Genomic DNA, 17,528 nt, shown 5'->3' on the forward strand with positions numbered 1-17,528 from the left:
ACTAGTATGGAAATAAATGTTTCCAAGTATATTGTAAATTACATTCAGAATAAGAAAGGCTATATTAAAAACAGTAATGTAGTAGAAATTGGAGTAGGATATTACTTTAAGGTAGCAAAAGCCCTTCAAGATTATGGAATAAAGGTGACAGTAATAGACATAAAAAGGGATGTTATAGAAAGAGCGAAAAGGGAGGGCTTAAATGCACAACTAGAGGACATATTCAATCCTAAGTTGGATATATATGGGTACGTCGATCTAATGTACTCCATAAGGCCTCCTAGGGATCTTCAATATCAACTCTTGAAACTCTCTAAGGAATACAGAGTCCCACTACTTGTAAGACCTCTCGCTGGTGAGTTTGTTATAGATGGTTTAAAGTTAGTGAACTATAGGGGGGAAGTGCTCTACCTCTATGAACAGTAAAGATTATATACTCTGTTCTCTAAATTACTATTATGTTTAATTTTTTTTAGCGTAATCTTTATATAATAGTTGTTAAATAGTAGGTTTGCTTTAATTTTACTCTTAAAGTATTTTTTGAAACACTTTAATTTTTTTAAAAACACTACTTACTGTTTTATAAAGTAGTTATTTACAGGAGGCTATAAATATGGACAGAGAAAAGATACTAAAGGCGGTTAAGGAGGCCCGTGCCCGTGCCAAGCCTCGTAACTTCACACAGTCTGTAGAGTTGATAGTAAATTTAAAGGAGTTGGATCTTACAAAACCTGAGAACAGGTTGAAGGAACAGGTAGTACTACCTCATGGAAGGGGTAAGGAGGCAAAGATAGCAGTTATTGCAAAGGGTGATCTGGCGGCACAGGCTGAAGAGTTGGGGCTCACTGTAATAAGACAGGAGGATTTGGAAGAGTTGGGGAGAAACAAAAAACTTGCTAAAAAGATAGCAAACGAACATGACTTCTTTATAGCCCAGGCAGATATGATGCCTCTTGTTGGTAGGTTGTTAGGTCCAATACTGGGACCTAGAGGAAAGATGCCTCAACCTGTGCCACCAAGTGCTAATTTAAAGCCATTGGTAGAGAGGCTTAAAAAGACCGTGGTTATAAACACTAGAGATAAGCCCTTCTTTAAAACGTTGGTGGGTAACGAGAAGATGAGTGATGAGGAATTGGCTGAAAATATAGAGGCAGTTTTAAACGTACTACCTAAGAAGTACGAGAAGGGGCTCTATCATGTCAAAAGTGCCTATGTTAAATTAACTATGGGACCGGCGGTCCCGATAGAAAAGTAGGGGGATAAAAATGTCAGCAGTGGGAGCTAAACATGTTGCCCCTTGGAAGATAGAGGAGGTAAACAGGTTAAAGAAGTTGCTTAAAGAGGGTAAGGTTGTAGCCCTGGCAGATCTTATGGATGTACCAGCCAGGCAACTTCAGGAGATTAGGGATAAGATTAGAGGGAAGATGATACTGAGGATGTCCAGGAACTCCCTGATAGAGAGGGCGATTAAGGAGGTTGCTGAGGAGACCAACAACCCGGAATTTGCCAAACTTGCCAACTATATAGCAAGGGGGGCTGCCATCATAGTTACTGATATGAATCCCTTTAAACTCTACAAGACACTAGAGGAGAGTAAGACTCCTGCACCTATAAGGGGAGGTGCTATTGCCCCTTGTGATATAGTTGTAGAGAAGGGGTCCACTGGGATGCCTCCAGGACCGTTCTTGGGGGAGTTGAAGAGTGTTGGTATACCTGCAGTTATTGAAAAGGGTAAGATAGCGATAAAAGAGGATACTGTTGTAGTTAAAGAGGGGGAGGTAGTACCTCATAAAGTTGCAGTAGTTCTAGCCAACTTAGGTATAAAACCAGTTAAAGTTGGTATAGACCTCCTAGCAGCCTATGAAGATGGTGTTATCTATACACCAGATATACTAAAGATAGATGAAGAAAAGATTATCCAGGATATTCAGAGGGCATTTACCAACGCATTTAACCTCTCTGTTGAGGCAGTCATTCCAACTGCACAGACTATAGAAACTATCCTTCAGAAGGCCTTTAACAACGCTAGAACCCTGTCCATTGAAAGTGCATACCCAACAAAGGAGACTGTTGGAGACATACTTGCCAAAGGATACTCCCAGATGCTTGCCCTTGCATCAGAACTTAGTGAAGATGCTCTCGATGAGGAGTTAAAGGAATTAATCTCCTCCACTGCCACATCAACCACTGAAGATGTAGAGAAAGAGGAGAAGAAGGAGGAGAAGAAAGAAGAGGAAAAGAAAGAGGAAGCCCCAGCTGCAGTAGGTTTAGGCCTACTCTTCTAATAGAAAATGTTATATATAAAAAAATTAATGTAAATAAAGAACAAATTTGGAGGTGTATAAGATGGAATATGTATATGCTGCATTGATACTACACTCAGCAGGTAAGGAGATAACAGAAGAGGGTATAAAATCAATACTCTCTGCAGCAGGAGTAGAAGTAGATGAGGCAAGAGTTAAGGCTCTAGTAACAGCATTGGAAGGAATAAACATTGACGAAGTTCTAGAAAAGGCTACCATAGCTCCTGTTGCAGCAGCTGCTCCAGCACCTGCACCTGAGGAAGAGCAGAAGGAAAAGAAAGAGGAGAAGAAGAAGGAAGAGGAGAAGAAAGAAGACTCTGCAATGGCAGCAGCTGCAGGTCTTGGAGCTCTCTTCATGTAAATTATCTATTTTTTTATTATAATCTATATCCAAATATTTAAATACATTATAAAAAATAATCCTATAAATATTTATATCAATTATTTTTTATATATAATAAAAATCCAACATTAAGGTGGAACTGTGGAACCTAAAATAAATATTGTGAATGTTGTAGTATCTACCAAGATAGGAGATGACATCGATCTTGAACGTGTTGCAGACGTGTTGGATAATGCAGAGTATGAACCTGAGCAGTTTCCAGGGTTGGTCTGTAGATTGAACGACCCTAGGGTGGCACTGTTAATATTCAGAAGTGGGAAGTTAAACTGTACAGGGGCTAAGAGTAAGGAAGAGGCTGAAATCGCAATAAAAAAGGTTATAAAACAGTTGAAAGATGCAGGTTTTGACATCGAGGAAAATCCAGAGATTAAGGTACAAAATATGGTTGCCACTGCCGAGTTAGGTATTGAACCAAACTTAGATAGGATATCTACTTTAGAGGGAACCGAATACGAACCTGAACAGTTTCCAGGGTTGGTTTATAGAATGAAGGATCCCAAGGTTGTAATACTTATATTCGGTAGTGGGAAGATCGTTATTACAGGTTTAAAAAGGGAGGAGGACGCTTATAGAGCTTTAGAAAATGTTCTAAATATGTTGAAAGAGTTAGAAGAAATAAAGGGATAGAAGTGATAGTGATAGTAGATTACAACGCAGGGAACTTAAGGAGTATTACAAAGGCTGTTGAGATATATACGGGAAGGGAAAACGTTAAAGTATCTAAGGATCCAGAGGAGGTATTAAGTGGAGATAAGATAGTATTTCCAGGTGTAGGAAACTTCAAAAGTGCAGTGTTGAATCTATCTAAGAAAGAAGGGAGGATGTCGCTAAGGGACGCTCTACTTGAGAGTATAAAAAATAAAGTGCCCTTTTTAGGCATCTGTTTAGGTATGCACCTGTTAATGGAGAGTAGTGAGGAGGGAGGAAATTCAAAAGGTTTAGGTGTAATAGAGGGTAGCGTTATAAGATTCAGAGAAGTGGATAAAGTACCTCATATGGGTTGGAACAGTGTAGAGTTACTGAAAGACATCCCACTATTTGAAGGTATAGGGAGCAACCAGTACTTCTACTTTGTGCACTCCTACCATGTAAATCCCTTAGATAACGATGTTGTAGTCGGTGTATCTGAATACGGTTATAGGTTCCCCTGTGTTATTCAAAAGGGTAATGTATATGGGACGCAGTTTCATCCAGAGAAGAGTAGTAAGATAGGTTTGAAGGTAATAGAGAATTTCTTAGAGTTGATTTAATTTTTTATTTATAATAATTAAATTAAAAATCTTATTAGTTCTTCTCTTTAAAATTATTATAATATTTTTATTTTTAGAATCCTTGTTAACTTTTAATATTAATTTTATTTAAGATTAACATTAATAAAGTACGTTTAAAATGTTAGTATATCCACCTATAAACACCTTCTCTTTAGATAAACAAAAAATATTTAAATAATAAATCTATAGTTATTTGACACATCATCAAAAAATTAAAACACATATAGGTGATAGATTGGGGAGAGTTAGACAGGCGTTTATAAAAAGGGCTGGTAACGAACTTATCGAGAAGTTTGGAGATAGGTTTACAACAGACTTCGATACAAATAAAAAGATCGTAGAGGAAGTGGCCCTTATATCTACAAAGAGGTTAAGAAATAGGATTGCAGGATATATTGCCTCAAAGATAAAAAAGTTAAAAAAATAATTAACTTTGGAGATGATTTTTTATGGAGGGGGTATTTCCTGCAATAGTGACCCCATTTAAAAACAACTCTGTAGATTACGAGGGGCTAAAAAGAAACATAGATTTTTTAATAGAAAACGGCGTTAGTGGTATTGTAGCAGTAGGTACTACAGGTGAATCTCCAACCCTGTCCTACGAGGAGCATAATAAGATCATCGAAAAGACCGTTGAATTTGTAGATGGGAGAGTGGAGGTTATCGCAGGTACAGGTTCAAACTCCACAAGGGAGGCTATAGAACTCTCTAAATTTGCCAAGGATGTGGGAGCAGATGCACTACTACTGGTAGCACCTTACTACAACAGACCTACTCAGGAGGGCCTAAAGAGACACTTTGTAAAGATTGCAGAGACTGTAGATCTCCCTATAGTTCTCTACAACATACCCTCAAGGACAGGAGTAGACATTTCACCTGAGACTGTAAAGTTTCTCCACGAGGAGTGTAGCAATATAGTAGCCATAAAGGAGGCAAACCCCAACCTCTCCCGTGTATCGGAAATTATAAGTAGTTGCGACATCGATGTACTATCTGGAAACGACGAATTAACCCTCCCAATAATAGCGTTGGGAGGAAAGGGAGTAATAAGTGTCCTCTCAAATATCCTACCGAGGGAGTTTGTGGATATGGTTAATTACGCCCTAGAGGGCAACTTCTCTAAAGCTAGGGAGATACACTACAAACTTTACAACCTTATGAAACTTATGACTGTAGAGACTAACCCGATACCTATAAAAACCGCCATGAATATGTTAGGTATGCCTGCAGGTGAGTTGCGACTTCCACTGTGTGAGATGTCCCAGGAAAATAGACTGAAGTTAAAAAAGGCCCTTGAGGATATAGGGCTCTTAAAAGATTAGATAAGTGATAAGATGGTTGATAGAGAAAAGGTAGAGAGGGAGGCAGAGGAGATCGTGAAGAGGTTTTCTGAGGTCCTTGAGAGGTACAGTTTTGAGGATGTGGAGGAGTACTATATACTTGAGAGTAAGAACGTCCTAAGGGAAGACTCTGAACCTTCAGTAGATCCATCCTTCAGAGAGGAAGTTCTCAAGATAGCCCCAAAAACAAGGGATGGTTACATCGTCGTTGAGAAGAGTAAGTGGGAGTAAGACAGAAACATTTTTATCTCAACAGTAATATACTCGAAAGGACACTTCGAAAGGATATTAAAAAAATAGAGGAGCGTGATAACATAAAGAGGAGTTCAAGAAGATGGAAAAAGAAAGGTAGAATGAGATGGAGGCACTACAAGAAGAGACTGAGAAGAAGAAAAAGAGAGAGAAGAAACAAGTAAGTTTAGTCAAAAATATAACTTTTATAATAATATTATAATAATTAGAATAAAAAATTAAAGTTAATAATAAAAATAACAGAAAAAGAGGTAAAAGGTACTTAAGAAGAAGATTAAGAAAATTCTATATCCTGTCTCACCAGTACTTAGTGTATTACATAGAATAAAGGTTATATTTTACTTTTTTACCTATATATTATTCTTTTTATAATTATTACTCTTATTGGAGATCCTCGATAGTTTTACTAGTTTGATTAATTTTTGTTCATATAATTATAACTCCAGTTCCCATCAAGACTGTAATTAGAAGAATAATAATAAAAGATCCTAGTTCCCATCAAGAGGATAGTTTTAAAAAATAATAAAAATAATAATTATTCATAATAAAAAATAATAAAATCTTAAAAATAATAACATAAAATGTAATAAAATTCTGAAAGAATAGAGATAAAAAAATAAACCTTACTTCCCATCAGTAATGATTAAAAGAACAGTGAAAAATATTCTGAATTCCTGTATTAAAAGATATTTCGAGGATTATTCTCCTTCAATCGTCTTTTAAAATTTTTTGTATCTGGGATGATAGAAGTTTTTTCTTATTTTTATATTATTTTTATAACTATCCTTATTATTTTTTAACCTATCTTTTTGATAGGAACTAAGGTAATAAAAAATATCATAACAAAAAATCTTAAGAGTAATAATAAAAAAATTCTGAAGGGATAGGGGATGGAAAGTAAATAACCTTAGTTCCCATCAAGTAGTAATTAAAGAGTAATAAAAAGATAATTATTATAATTGAAAATCATAAAATGAAAATAATCAATGTAAAAACCTTAATTCCCATTAAAGTAACGATTTAAATAATAAAAATAAGAATAATAAAAAAAGACTGGAAAAATATTAAAATACAATCCTTATAATAAAAATTAATAATAGCGATCTGTTATAAAGGATCTACTCCAATTCCATTTGGTATCTTAGAGCGTCCCAGGAAAGGTTATTTATCTCTTATTTTGATTTTAATACCTTCTTTTTATTATTTTTATTATTATAATTATTATTCTTATTAGAATTGTTTGATGGGAGTAAGGTTCAATATAAAAATATTAGATACCCTTAGGATCTTTCCGAACCCTTAGGTAAGATAGGAGATCTTATTCTGATATCCCCTATATTAGAAAATATACAGAGGTTCATTTCCCTTCAATCTCCTTTTTAAAATTTTGTATTGGAATAATAGAAGTTTTTATTTTAAAATTCTTTATTATTTTTATAATTATTTTTATTATTCTTTAAATTATCATTTTGATAGGAACTAGAGTAATTAGAATCTAAATTATAACCTTTAAATCCTCCGATAAGCCTCTTCACCCTATAACCAGCCAACTTAAGTATTGTAGCCATTATCTGACTCCTCAACCCACCTCTTGCACAGAAGATCACAACTGTTTTACTCCTATCTAACTTTTTTATCTCCCCTAATATCCTCTTTAGATTCTTCTCTACGATGTCAAGTGCCAAATCTATAGCCTTCTCTTTTCCCTCTTTTTTGTATGTTTTCCCTATGATCTCATACTCTTCATCTAAGAAGAGAGGTATATTTATAGCGTTAGGTATAGTACTCCTTTTATACTCCCTTGGACTCCTAACATCTACAACTATCACATCCTCCTTATCCATCCTCATAAACTCATCTAAGGTGATCACATCCTCCACCAATTCACCACCAATAGCCTTCAAGAACCTCTTTACATCTATCCTCTCGAAGTAAATATCGTACTCTCCATATCTCTTTACACCGAAATCTTTACCCTCGAGGAACTCCTTAGAGGATCTCAGTATAAAGGATGCCAAATCTCCACTTAACTTTCCGGCCAGTATCTTACTACCGTCTGTTATCATCTTTCTTCCAGTATTCAACACTATGGCTAAAACTACATCCCTTCTGAAGGTTATTAGTCTTGCTAAGATCTCTTCCTCCATGTTATCCCATGATATTTTAACTTCTCCTCTATAAACTCTTCTATCTTTTTTACAGATTCCTCTATATCCCTGTTATAAACCACTAGATCTGGTTCTATCTTCTTAATATTTCTCATATAGTGGGATCTATACAACTCCTTCTCAATTAACTCTGCAGCCTCGTAGTATTTATCCTCCCTGATCTTCTCTATTATCTCATCTATCTTCCTTATAATGTCAGGATTTTTAAAACTCTCCCTCAATAAAAGGATCCTTTCAAGGAGAAGTTTTTTCTCTTTTTCATTCTTAGGTTTATACCAAGATACTAAGTTTTCTATCTGGTAGTTATATGGACAGTCTATAAGTATTTTATATGTATAATTTTTAACATCTGCCAATAACTCAGGTATCTTCAACTTCTTTACACCCCCTATCTTCCTACCCTCGTACTCTACAATAAGGTATCCTACCTCCTGAGCCTCCCTTATCTTTTCATTGATCTCTCTGTCAAACTCTTCCTGACTCGCCATATTTAGATGGTAAAGATCTCCCAAGATACTACCCCTCGTCCTCGCTATGCCCTCTATATCTATTACTGGATGGTTTCTCTTTAACCTCTGGAGTATTTCAGTTTTTCCACAGCCAGTTTTTCCAAACAACCCAAAGATAACCACCATAAAAGATCACTTAAAATTTTTATTGGATAATCATTATAAATAAGATAATAATAGTAAAATAAAGAGTAATAGGACAAAGATAAATAAAATTATACCTGTCTCTTACTCTAGTATTTGATAAAAGGACGAAATTCCCTTAGTTAGCAGGATTTTATCCCATAACATTATTAAAAGTTAATATACCTTTAAAGGGAGAAAAGTTTATAAGATTTCATCCTATTTTTTCAGTACTCAGGACATTCTAGATAAACAATAAGATTTATTTTTATGTTTTTAGTTTTTATTATTTTAAGTGATTTTTTAATTTTATGATTATTATTTTCTATTTTTTTATTCTATTAAGATTTATAATAAATTTGTTTTATTTTTTATCTTTTAATAATTATTTTTAACTTCAGTTCCCGTCAAGATTGTGATTAGAAGAATAATAATTAAAATAATAATTATTATAATAAAATTAATAAAATTCTGATTAAGGGTAAAAAATAAAATAATCCTTTCTTCCCATATTGGATACTGGATAAACAAATAGAATTACTTTTTAATTTTTTTAGTTATTATTTCTTATTTCTTATTTTTTTATTATTATTTTTTATATTATCACTTTGATAGGAAGTAGGGTTATTTTTAATCCTCCTATAGAGTAAATTACTTAACTTAACAATATCCTCAACCCCTAATTTAAATACCCTCTCCTTTAAGTTAAAATCTAAATCTTCCAATAACTCCCTTAACTCCCTCTCCTCTAAACCGATCTCATGCACCGAATCAAGTAGTGCCCTCTTTACAGTTTTGTTCTTATGTTGAAAGAGAGCCCTAAGTAGATCCTCGAAGAACTGGGGATCCTCCAAAGGGAGCATATTCTCAGGTTTCTTCTTTGTGATCTTCACAACTGCAGAGTACACCTTAGGTCTTGGAAAGAAAGCCTGGGGAGGCACCTTACATACAAACTCCACATCTGCGTAGTACTGGATTGCTACACTTAACCTACCATAATCTTCAGTACCCTTCTTAGCCACCATCCTCTTAGCAAACTCATACTGATACATAAGGACAGCCAGATCAAAGTCATGCCTTAGAAGTTTAAAGGTTATAGGGGAGGATATCTGATAGGGCAAATTTGCCACAACCTTGTTAAAATCTAAGGAGTTAAAATCCACCTTCAGGGCGTCTCCCCATATAATCTTAACGTTGTCATACTTAGAGGTTATCTCCCTTGCAAAGGGCTCCAATCTCCTATCTATCTCGATAACATACACCTTTTTAGATCTCTCAGCCAGTTCCCTTGTAAGTATTCCCTTTCCCAGCCCTATTTCTAGTACTTTATCATCACTATTTATCTGGGCAGCATCTACAGTTTTTTTTACTATATTTCTATCCTTTAAAAAACACTGTCCCAACTTCTTACTGTATCTCATAGTATCACAGGTGCATTTCAAGTATATAAATAGGATATTAAATATAAATATTGAAATAGTTCAATATTAACGATAGAATAAGAAAAAGAGGCTAATAGAACAATTAGAACTCCTTTAGTGCCTAGTGGAGGTTAGGGAATAAAAATGAGGTTTTATTTTTTCAGTTAATTTCTTTAAATATTAATTTTTGAGATTTAAAATTTTTTATTTTTTACTATATTATAGTTATCTTTTATTAATTTATCGAGATTTCTTAATAGTTGTTATTTTCAATTTTTTGTTTAATAAGATTTTAATTGTTAATTTTATTAACTGATAAAAACTAGGTTTTTATACTACAAATTTTTATTACATCAACCTTTATAAAAATAAAAAATAATAATAATTATAATAATAAATCTAAATAAAAGTAAAAAATATTAAAAGTGAAAAATATCAAACAGAATAAATTACAGATAAAAAGTAAATATAGATTCTTATCCCTGCCCTACACTGCGTATTGGAAAAAACAGAAGAGATTTCTGTAATTCTTCTTTTTAAGAGTTTCTGTCTCTTTTCTGTCATATTTACTATACCTTACTATATGGAAAAATTAGGTGATACTTTGATAAAGGTATCTATTATAGGAGGATCTGGATACACAGGAGGGGAACTTTTGAGGATCCTCTCTAACCATCCAAAGGTAGAGATAGAATATATTACCTCCAGGAAGTTGGATGGAGTGCCTGTAACTAAAGTACATAAAAACCTAAAGGGTATTGAACCTTTGGAGGACCTAACATTTAAAAATATCTCTCCTGAGGATATAGATTCAGATGTTGTCTTCTGTGCCACCCCCCATGGAGTATCTATGGAGATAGTACCTGTCCTCTACGAGAAGGATGTAAGGATTATAGATCTCAGTGGAGATTATAGGTTTGAGGATATAGAGGTCTATGAGAGATGGTACGGTATAAAACACAGGGGAAAACTTGATGCAGTCTATGGTTTACCTGAACTTCATAGGGAGTCTATAAAGAGAGGAAAACTAGTTGCAAATCCTGGATGTTTCCCAACAGGGGCCATTTTACTCTTGGCACCTTTAATTAAGGAGGATGTTGTTGAGGAGAGGATAGTTATAGACTCCAAAACTGGTGTAAGTGGAGCAGGGATAACTCCTACAGATACTACCCACTTCCCCAATGTAAATGAGAATGTTATGCCCTACAAGGTTACCTCCCATAGACACACACCAGAGATAGAGAAAGAGTTGAAGAAGTTATCAGAAAGAGATATAAGGGTATTTTTTACACCCCATTTAGTACCTATTACAAGGGGCATACTTACAACGGCCCATGTATTCCTACGTGAGGAGATGGATAAGGAGGTATTGATGGAGATATATAGAAAGTTCTACAGGGGAGAACCATTTATAAGGATACTTGAGGAGGGCATGCCCTCTTTAACTGGGGTTAGAGGTAGTAACTTCTGTGATATTGCCCTCGAGGTGGATAGGGATAGGAGGGTAGTTTTAATCTCTGCAATAGACAACCTTGTTAAGGGAGCCAGTGGTCAAGGAGTCCAGAACATGAATATAATAATGGGATTCGATGAGAGGGAGGGATTATGGTTTGGGGGCTTAGCACCTTAATTTTTGTTTTTTATTATTAATAATTATAAATAAAAAACAATAGGGTTATAAAAATAGTTGGGATTATCTTAAGGGAGGAAATAAAAAATAGTAACACTGTCAACCGTTTCTTTAAATTCTACTTTTTATTTTTATTAATTATAATATTAATCAATTATAACTAATGAAATTTAAAATTCTGATAAATTTAATGGAAAACCTGAGACTTAAGATCCTACTATAAAAGGAAGGGGAAACAATGATACTACATCCTAGGCCTTCACCGATAGCTGCATCTATGTATCAACTAAGAGATGTAGGAGCAGATGCTATAATACTTCATGGCCCAAGTGGATGTTCCTTTAGAACTGCTAGGTTGTTGGAGTTAGATGGTGTTAGAGTATTTACAACTGGAATGGATGAGAATGACTTCATATTTGGAGGGAGTGAAAAGTTAGAGAGTACTGTAAGATACGTTATAGATTATCTGAAAAAACATAAGAAGAAGGAGAGGCATATCATAGGTATAGTGGGCACCTGTCCCAGTATGATAATTGGAGAGGATCTCCATCTACCCTGTAAGAGGTACTCTGACGACAGTGTTATCATTGTTCCAGTAGAGGTACATAGTGGTATGGGAGACAATACAATAGGGGCTATAAAAACTATGGAAGCCTGCTTAAATGCAGGTTTAATAGATGAGAAGGAGTTCAAAAGACAGAAGTACATACTTCAAAAGGCTACAGAGGTGGAGAAAAAAAGGGGAATGGCTAAGAATAGATACTTAAAACCTACCTACGAGGACGACCTGGAGGAGGTTATAAAGACTGTTAAAAATTTAGAGAAAGGTGCAAAGGTAGTCTGTGTACTAAATGCCAAGAAAGAGACTGGATATCTCTTTGCCCATCCCTTAATAGAGATCAACAGATATATGGAGAGGAGAGGAATAGAGGTAATAAACATAGCCAACTTAGATCCAAATGTAGGTCTTAAAAAGATAAGGGAGGATGCCAACAACATACTTAGGGAGTACAGGAAAAGAAACATAGATATAGATTACATTACGGGGGGATTAGACGAGTACCCTATAAGTGGGGAGAGGGTTGTAGATATACTGAAGGAGATTGGAGGAGATTTAGTGGTGGTCTCTGGAGTGCCCCATGCAGTACCTATTGAAGAGATAAAGGATAATGGAATAACTGTAGGTATAAGTGACGGTCCTAGACTCTACTATCCAATAAAGGAGATTTATCACTACAGTGTAATTGAGTTAGATGCCCATGCAAAGGTGTTAGGTAGGAGAACCTTAGTAAAGTCTAGATTTGGTGAAGTGTTAAGGTGTATTTCAGATATAAACTAAGAATTTTTATTTTTTTATTCATCGCTAATGTGAATATTTTTGAATATTACGATAATCTATTTAAATGAGGATGAAGATAAAGTGTTGATAAAAACTAGTTCTTTAAGAAAAGATATAGCAGTGTATCTTAGAAAGAACTCTATCTGGCTCTTTAGAGTAGACTGTTTCGTAAATTGATAATGAGTAAAACTTTTAAATGTCTTTATATCAACTTGCAAACTGGCTAACAAATTGCTAAGTTAGGTGAAAAATACGGGGGGTTTACTGTGAGAATTAGTTAAACTCAGGGATTGAATTAGGGTTTTATTGATCCTGCTCATATATCCCCCTGTCTCGATATATGAGGGAAAACTAAACAAATATGCACAGAGTTTGGGAGTATCAACTGCGAAACTGCGATCTTGAAGGGGGTAGAGATATAGTTGGAAATAGAAATATCCCTGTTAGAGTCCTGAAGATGTGGGGAGTTCCGTTCCCCCCGAAAGCCCTCCGATGAAACTGAGAGGAGGGAAGGTTATCCGCTACGATTGGTTTACAAGTTCCAAAAGTAGCGGATAACCAGAACGGAGGAAGGAGTATCCCATTAGGTGACAAAATGATACCTGTTAAAATATCTGAGGATGCTTTAAAGTTTATAAAAGAAAAAGTTGAAGAGACTGGAATCGATACCTTAGTAATATCCTTTGAAGGTTTTGGATGAGGGGGTCCTAAGTTCAATATAAGTTTGAAAACTCCCGGTAAAGGGGACGAACTAATATACGATGGAGAGTTTAAAATCTATCTTGACAAGATAGGAAGACAATTCCTCAATGAGATAGATCTAACTCTGAAAAAGTCCCTATTCTACGGTAAATACCTTGCCCTTAAAAATGCCGGGAGAAGATTATGCTAGGCCAAACCTAAGAACCCTTTAAAGGGATTAGGTTTGGCACCTTCTAAAAGAGATCTGTTTTTTGCTTTTTTAATTAATATAATAATTTAAATATAGAAAATAAAAATATTATTTTTTATAAGTTTTATAAAATAATTTAAAATCTCTAAAAGGAGTGATATTTTTATGGAATCTTGGACCCTAAGGAATAAAAGTAAGTGTTATAACTGTGGCCAAATGGTAGATCAAATAATAGAAGTATATCCAACTCAGGTCTTTGTTAAGTGTTCTAACTGTGGAGCTACAAGATGTTATGTTATTAAAAGTGTGTATATCGACAGTAACAACGTCATAGAGGTTGAAAAGAATAAAAAATTCCGATATGATAACTGGCTGCTGGAAAAAGAGGTAAAATGTCACAACTGTAAAAGATACGCTATTCAAGACATTTTAATTACAATGGCTGGTGTGTATATAAGATGTAGGATGTGTAAATTTACACGATACTATAGGTTTAATATGGCATACATAGGGCAGGAATAGGGTATCAATGCAGTTGTGAATTTTAATGCACATAAACGAAAGTTTTATATAGAATTTCAAAGGCATAATTTATATAAAAATGAAATTGTCTAAAAAGATAGAATAGTATAAAAATTAATAATAACATATTATAAAGTAATAAAATTAGACCATTTAGGTGATAGTTATGACAGAAGTAGAGTTAACTGTAGCAGAGGCTTATCAGGGGGATGTTGGTAAAGGGATTGTAAGAGTAGATCCTGAAATCATGGAAAAATTGGACCTAAAACCTGGAGATGTTGTAGAGATAGCAGGTAAGTCAAAGGCTTACGCTACTGTATTGAGAGGATATTTAGAGGATAAAGGAAGGGGCATTATAAGGATGGATGGTATTCTAAGACAAAATGCTAAGGCAGGACTTGGAGATAAGGTTAAAATAAAGAAGGTAGAGATCAAAGAGGCTACAAAGGTAGTACTTGCTCCAATGCAGCCTATTAGATTCAGTGGTGGGTTTGAAGAGTACGTTAAAAGTAGATTAATTGGTCAGGTAGTAAGTAAGGGATCTAAAGTAATGATAGGTGTACTTGGTACCGCTATTCCATTTATAGTAGTTTCAACAACACCTAAGGGCGTTGTTAAAATAACAGAGTTAACAAAGGTTGAATTGAAGGAGGAGCCAGTATCAGAGGTTAAGGAGGCAAAAATACCAGACATAACCTACGAAGATATAGGTGGACTGAAAGAGGAGGTTAACAAGATTAGGGAGATGGTAGAACTCCCAATGAGACACCCAGAGTTGTTCGAGAAACTTGGTATAGAGCCACCTAAGGGGGTACTCCTTGTAGGACCACCTGGAACAGGTAAGACTCTCCTTGCAAAGGCTGTTGCAAATGAGGCAGGGGCCAACTTCTACAGTATAAACGGTCCAGAAATAATGAGTAAATACGTAGGGGAGACTGAGGAGAACCTGAGGAAGATATTCAAGGAGGCTGAAGAGAACGCACCATCTATAATATTCATAGACGAGATAGACGCTATAGCACCAAAGAGAGATGAGGCCAGTGGAGAAGTTGAGAGGAGAATGGTTGCACAACTTCTAACCTTGATGGATGGTCTCGAGAGTAGAGGGCAAGTTGTAGTTATAGCTGCAACTAACAGACCAGATGCACTAGATCCAGCATTGAGAAGACCAGGTAGATTTGACAGGGAGATCACAATAGGAGTTCCAGATAAGAAGGGTAGGTTGGAGATACTTCAGATACACACGAGAAACATGCCATTGGCTAAGGACGTAGATCTTGAGTACTTAGCAGAAATCACCCATGGATTTGTAGGGGCAGATCTCGCTGCACTGTGTAAGGAGGCTGCAATGAAGACATTAAGGAGAATACTCCCAGACTTAGATCTTGAGAAAGAGGAAATACCTAAAGAAATCCTAGATAAGATAGAGGTAACAATGGAGGACTTCAAGGAGGCACTGAAGGAGGTAGAACCTTCTGCTCTAAGGGAGGTTCTTGTAGAGGTTCCAGATGTGAAGTGGGAGGATATTGGTGGATTGGAGGATGTAAAGCAGGAGTTGAGGGAGGCTGTTGAGTGGCCACTGAAACACAAAGACGTATTTGAAAGAATGGGTATAAGACCTCCTAAGGGGATATTACTCTTCGGACCACCTGGAACAGGTAAGACTCTCCTTGCAAAGGCTGTTGCAAATGAGTCTGATGCAAACTTCATAAGTGTAAAGGGACCTGAGATATTCTCCAAGTGGGTTGGAGAGAGTGAGAAGGCAATAAGGGAGATATTCAGAAAGGCTAGACAGGCTGCTCCAACAGTAATATTCTTCGACGAGATAGACAGTATAGCTCCAAGAAGAGGTAGAGACCTTGGAGGTAGCGATGTAACTGAGAAGGTAGTTAACCAGTTGCTAACTGAATTAGACGGTCTCGAAGAGCCTAAAGATGTAGTGGTAATCGCTGCAACTAACAGACCTGATATACTAGATCCAGCACTTCTAAGACCTGGAAGGTTGGACAGGGTACTGTTAGTACCACTACCAGATAAGAAGGCAAGGTTGGAGATATTCAAGGTTCACACTAGAAAGATGCCCCTTGCAGAGGACGTAGATCTTGAGAAGTTGGCAGAGAAGACAGAGGGATACACTGGAGCAGATATAGAGGCTATATGTAGAGAGGCTGCAATGATAGCACTGAGGGAGAACATCAATGCAGAGAAGGTAGAGATGAGACACTTCGAGGAGGCTATGAAGAAGATAAGACCATCTGTAAGAAAGGAGGATATGGAGATATACAAGAGGTTGGCAGAGGAGTACGGAAGGGGAACAACAGAGAGAATCTCCAGTAATAAGGACTATTCAGAGTACCATAGATAATGGATAAAAGGGTTTTTACTCTTTTCTTTTTTATTTTTTTATTTAATTCTAATTTTTTTTAAATCCTATTTTTAATTTTTTAATAATCAATAAAATAATTATAAAAATAAATAACAAAAAAAAAGAATTAAAAACGGTTATATTATTGAGACTATTACAACCTAAGAGGAGAAAAGAGTTACAAAGAATATATCTTAATCCCTGAATATTATGGAGTCTATATAAATAATAACCTAAAATCATTTTTTGTATTTTTTATAATGTTTTACAACTAAATATTGATATATGAAAATACAATTATCTTTTTATTCACTTCTCCAACATACATTTAAACATTAGAAGTCCATCTGTGGAGCCAAGTATTTCCTCTGAGGCTCTCTCAGGGTGAGGCATCAGTAGGACACAGTTACCCTTCTCGTTGCATACTCCTGCTATGTTGTCTATGGAACCGTTAGGGTTGGCGTCTTCAGTGACCTCTCCATCTTCGTTACAGTATTTAAATACGATCATCTTCTTTTTATACATCTCCTGGAGACCATCTTCATCTATGTAAAATCTGCCCTCTGCATGGGCTATAGGCATCCTTATAACCTCTCCTTTTTTATATCCCTTTGTAAAAGGAGTTTTATTATTCTCTACCCTTAGATAAACCCACTTACATACAAACCTCCAGTTGATGTTGTTAGTAAGTGCACCCTTTGAAAATCCTGCCTCCAATCCTATCTGGGCACCATTACAGATACCTAAAACTGGTTTTCCCATCTCTATCATATCCCTCAATCCCTCTATTACAGGTGTCCTAGCACCTATGGCACCTGCCCTTAGGTAGTCTCCATAGGAGAAACCTCCAGGAATAACTGCGCCATCAAATCTACTTAGATCCCTCTCTGTGAACCATACAATCTCTGGATATCCTCCTGCTAATTTTATACTACGATAGACGTCTTCTTCACAGTTTGTACCTAGGAACTTTATCACTGCGATATTCAT

Annotated in this window: 19 protein-coding genes; 15 read left to right on the forward strand and 4 right to left on the reverse strand. The window is 35.7% G+C overall.

What is annotated here, in order from left to right:
- Window positions 1–6: 6 nt before the first annotated feature.
- The 10 genes from CFE53_RS05810 (at window position 7) to CFE53_RS05855 (ending at window position 5,733) form a co-directional block, all read left to right on the forward strand.
- On the forward strand, window positions 7–426 hold the full coding sequence (locus tag CFE53_RS05810; protein ID WP_148120911.1) for a UPF0146 family protein: 420 nt from the start codon (window positions 7–9) through the stop codon (window positions 424–426).
- Window positions 427–613: 187 nt separating this feature from the next.
- A complete protein-coding gene (locus CFE53_RS05815; protein WP_148120912.1) occupies window positions 614–1,255 on the forward strand; it encodes a 50S ribosomal protein L1 in 642 nt (213 codons plus the stop codon).
- 10 nt (window positions 1,256–1,265) lie between these two features.
- Window positions 1,266–2,285 (forward strand): 50S ribosomal protein L10, encoded by a 1,020-nt coding sequence (locus tag CFE53_RS05820; RefSeq protein ID WP_148120913.1) that lies wholly within the window; start codon window positions 1,266–1,268, stop codon window positions 2,283–2,285.
- A 61-nt stretch (window positions 2,286–2,346) separates the two neighbouring features.
- Window positions 2,347–2,664, forward strand: a complete 318-nt coding sequence (rpl12p, locus tag CFE53_RS05825; RefSeq protein ID WP_148120914.1) for a 50S ribosomal protein P1 — start codon at window positions 2,347–2,349, stop codon at window positions 2,662–2,664.
- A gap of 123 nt (window positions 2,665–2,787) precedes the next feature.
- On the forward strand, window positions 2,788–3,333 hold the full coding sequence (locus tag CFE53_RS05830) for a TATA-box-binding protein (protein ID WP_148120915.1): 546 nt from the start codon (window positions 2,788–2,790) through the stop codon (window positions 3,331–3,333).
- 2 nt (window positions 3,334–3,335) lie between these two features.
- Window positions 3,336–3,956 carry an imidazole glycerol phosphate synthase subunit HisH gene (gene hisH / locus CFE53_RS05835; protein WP_148120916.1) on the forward strand — a complete coding sequence of 207 codons (621 nt, stop codon included), beginning with the start codon at window positions 3,336–3,338 and terminating at the stop codon, window positions 3,954–3,956.
- 256 nt (window positions 3,957–4,212) lie between these two features.
- Window positions 4,213–4,404: a 30S ribosomal protein S17e gene (locus CFE53_RS05840; protein ID WP_148120917.1), complete on the forward strand. Its 192-nt coding sequence runs from the start codon at window positions 4,213–4,215 to the stop codon at window positions 4,402–4,404.
- A gap of 22 nt (window positions 4,405–4,426) precedes the next feature.
- The gene (gene dapA, locus CFE53_RS05845; RefSeq protein ID WP_148120918.1) at window positions 4,427–5,299 is read left to right on the forward strand and encodes a 4-hydroxy-tetrahydrodipicolinate synthase; all 873 of its coding nucleotides are present in this window, start codon (window positions 4,427–4,429) and stop codon (window positions 5,297–5,299) included.
- Window positions 5,300–5,311: 12 nt separating this feature from the next.
- Window positions 5,312–5,548 carry an Asp-tRNA(Asn) amidotransferase subunit GatC gene (gene gatC / locus CFE53_RS05850; RefSeq protein WP_148120919.1) on the forward strand — a complete coding sequence of 79 codons (237 nt, stop codon included), beginning with the start codon at window positions 5,312–5,314 and terminating at the stop codon, window positions 5,546–5,548.
- Window positions 5,539–5,733: a hypothetical protein gene (locus tag CFE53_RS05855; protein ID WP_148120920.1), complete on the forward strand. Its 195-nt coding sequence runs from the start codon at window positions 5,539–5,541 to the stop codon at window positions 5,731–5,733. The genes gatC and CFE53_RS05855 overlap by 10 nt, the downstream gene beginning before the upstream one ends.
- Window positions 5,734–6,984: 1,251 nt before the next feature.
- Here the strand turns inward: CFE53_RS05855 and CFE53_RS05860 are convergent.
- The 3 genes from CFE53_RS05860 to rsmA form a co-directional block, all read right to left on the reverse strand.
- Window positions 6,985–7,716 (reverse strand): selenouridine synthase SelU-like subunit, encoded by a 732-nt coding sequence (locus CFE53_RS05860; protein WP_148120921.1) that lies wholly within the window; start codon window positions 7,714–7,716, stop codon window positions 6,985–6,987.
- Entirely contained in the window at window positions 7,698–8,372 is a 675-nt protein-coding gene (locus CFE53_RS05865) for a selenouridine synthase SelU-like subunit (protein ID WP_172456366.1), read from the reverse strand. The genes CFE53_RS05860 and CFE53_RS05865 overlap by 19 nt, the downstream gene beginning before the upstream one ends.
- 557 nt (window positions 8,373–8,929) lie before the next feature.
- Window positions 8,930–9,790, reverse strand: a complete 861-nt coding sequence (gene rsmA, locus CFE53_RS05870; RefSeq protein WP_148120922.1) for a 16S rRNA (adenine(1518)-N(6)/adenine(1519)-N(6))-dimethyltransferase RsmA — start codon at window positions 9,788–9,790, stop codon at window positions 8,930–8,932.
- Window positions 9,791–10,394: 604 nt separating this feature from the next.
- On the opposite strand from rsmA, the gene argC reads away from it, so the two are divergent.
- The 5 genes from argC (at window position 10,395) to CFE53_RS05890 (ending at window position 16,538) form a co-directional block, all read left to right on the forward strand.
- A complete protein-coding gene (argC, locus tag CFE53_RS05875; RefSeq protein WP_148120923.1) occupies window positions 10,395–11,420 on the forward strand; it encodes an N-acetyl-gamma-glutamyl-phosphate reductase in 1,026 nt (341 codons plus the stop codon).
- A gap of 238 nt (window positions 11,421–11,658) precedes the next feature.
- Window positions 11,659–12,759: a Ni-sirohydrochlorin a,c-diamide reductive cyclase catalytic subunit gene (cfbD, locus tag CFE53_RS05880; protein WP_148120924.1), complete on the forward strand. Its 1,101-nt coding sequence runs from the start codon at window positions 11,659–11,661 to the stop codon at window positions 12,757–12,759.
- 595 nt (window positions 12,760–13,354) lie between these two features.
- Window positions 13,355–13,651 (forward strand): HesB-like protein, encoded by a 297-nt coding sequence (locus CFE53_RS06940; RefSeq protein ID WP_305791425.1) that lies wholly within the window; start codon window positions 13,355–13,357, stop codon window positions 13,649–13,651.
- 165 nt (window positions 13,652–13,816) lie between these two features.
- A complete protein-coding gene (locus tag CFE53_RS05885) occupies window positions 13,817–14,173 on the forward strand; it encodes a hypothetical protein (protein ID WP_148120925.1) in 357 nt (118 codons plus the stop codon).
- 166 nt (window positions 14,174–14,339) lie between these two features.
- A complete protein-coding gene (locus tag CFE53_RS05890) occupies window positions 14,340–16,538 on the forward strand; it encodes a CDC48 family AAA ATPase (RefSeq protein ID WP_148120926.1) in 2,199 nt (732 codons plus the stop codon).
- A 309-nt stretch (window positions 16,539–16,847) separates the two neighbouring features.
- Here CFE53_RS05890 and purQ read toward each other — a convergent pair whose 3' ends face one another.
- Window positions 16,848–17,528 carry a phosphoribosylformylglycinamidine synthase I gene (gene purQ, locus CFE53_RS05895; protein ID WP_148120927.1) on the reverse strand — a complete coding sequence of 227 codons (681 nt, stop codon included), beginning with the start codon at window positions 17,526–17,528 and terminating at the stop codon, window positions 16,848–16,850.

It is taken from the genome of Methanofervidicoccus sp. A16 (genome assembly GCF_003351865.1).
Lineage (GTDB): Archaea > AGJL01 > Methanococci > Methanococcales > Methanococcaceae > Methanofervidicoccus.

Bases quoted from the DNA above. Each gene is read 5' to 3' on its own strand.
- CFE53_RS05885 (WP_148120925.1), top strand. From the start codon at position 13,817: ATGGAATCTTGGACCCTAAGGAATAAAAGTAAGTGTTATAACTGTGGC.
- CFE53_RS05815 (WP_148120912.1), top strand. From the start codon at position 614: ATGGACAGAGAAAAGATACTAAAGGCGGTTAAGGAGGCCCGTGCCCGT.
- CFE53_RS05865 (WP_172456366.1), bottom strand. From the start codon at position 8,372: ATGGTGGTTATCTTTGGGTTGTTTGGAAAAACTGGCTGTGGAAAAACT.
- CFE53_RS05810 (WP_148120911.1), top strand. From the start codon at position 7: ATGGAAATAAATGTTTCCAAGTATATTGTAAATTACATTCAGAATAAG.
- rpl12p (WP_148120914.1), top strand. From the start codon at position 2,347: ATGGAATATGTATATGCTGCATTGATACTACACTCAGCAGGTAAGGAG.
- rsmA (WP_148120922.1), bottom strand. From the start codon at position 9,790: ATGAGATACAGTAAGAAGTTGGGACAGTGTTTTTTAAAGGATAGAAAT.
- cfbD (WP_148120924.1), top strand. From the start codon at position 11,659: ATGATACTACATCCTAGGCCTTCACCGATAGCTGCATCTATGTATCAA.
- CFE53_RS05820 (WP_148120913.1), top strand. From the start codon at position 1,266: ATGTCAGCAGTGGGAGCTAAACATGTTGCCCCTTGGAAGATAGAGGAG.
- CFE53_RS05890 (WP_148120926.1), top strand. From the start codon at position 14,340: ATGACAGAAGTAGAGTTAACTGTAGCAGAGGCTTATCAGGGGGATGTT.
- gatC (WP_148120919.1), top strand. From the start codon at position 5,312: ATGGTTGATAGAGAAAAGGTAGAGAGGGAGGCAGAGGAGATCGTGAAG.
- dapA (WP_148120918.1), top strand. From the start codon at position 4,427: ATGGAGGGGGTATTTCCTGCAATAGTGACCCCATTTAAAAACAACTCT.
- CFE53_RS05860 (WP_148120921.1), bottom strand. From the start codon at position 7,716: ATGGAGGAAGAGATCTTAGCAAGACTAATAACCTTCAGAAGGGATGTA.
- purQ (WP_148120927.1), bottom strand. From the start codon at position 17,528: ATGAATATCGCAGTGATAAAGTTCCTAGGTACAAACTGTGAAGAAGAC.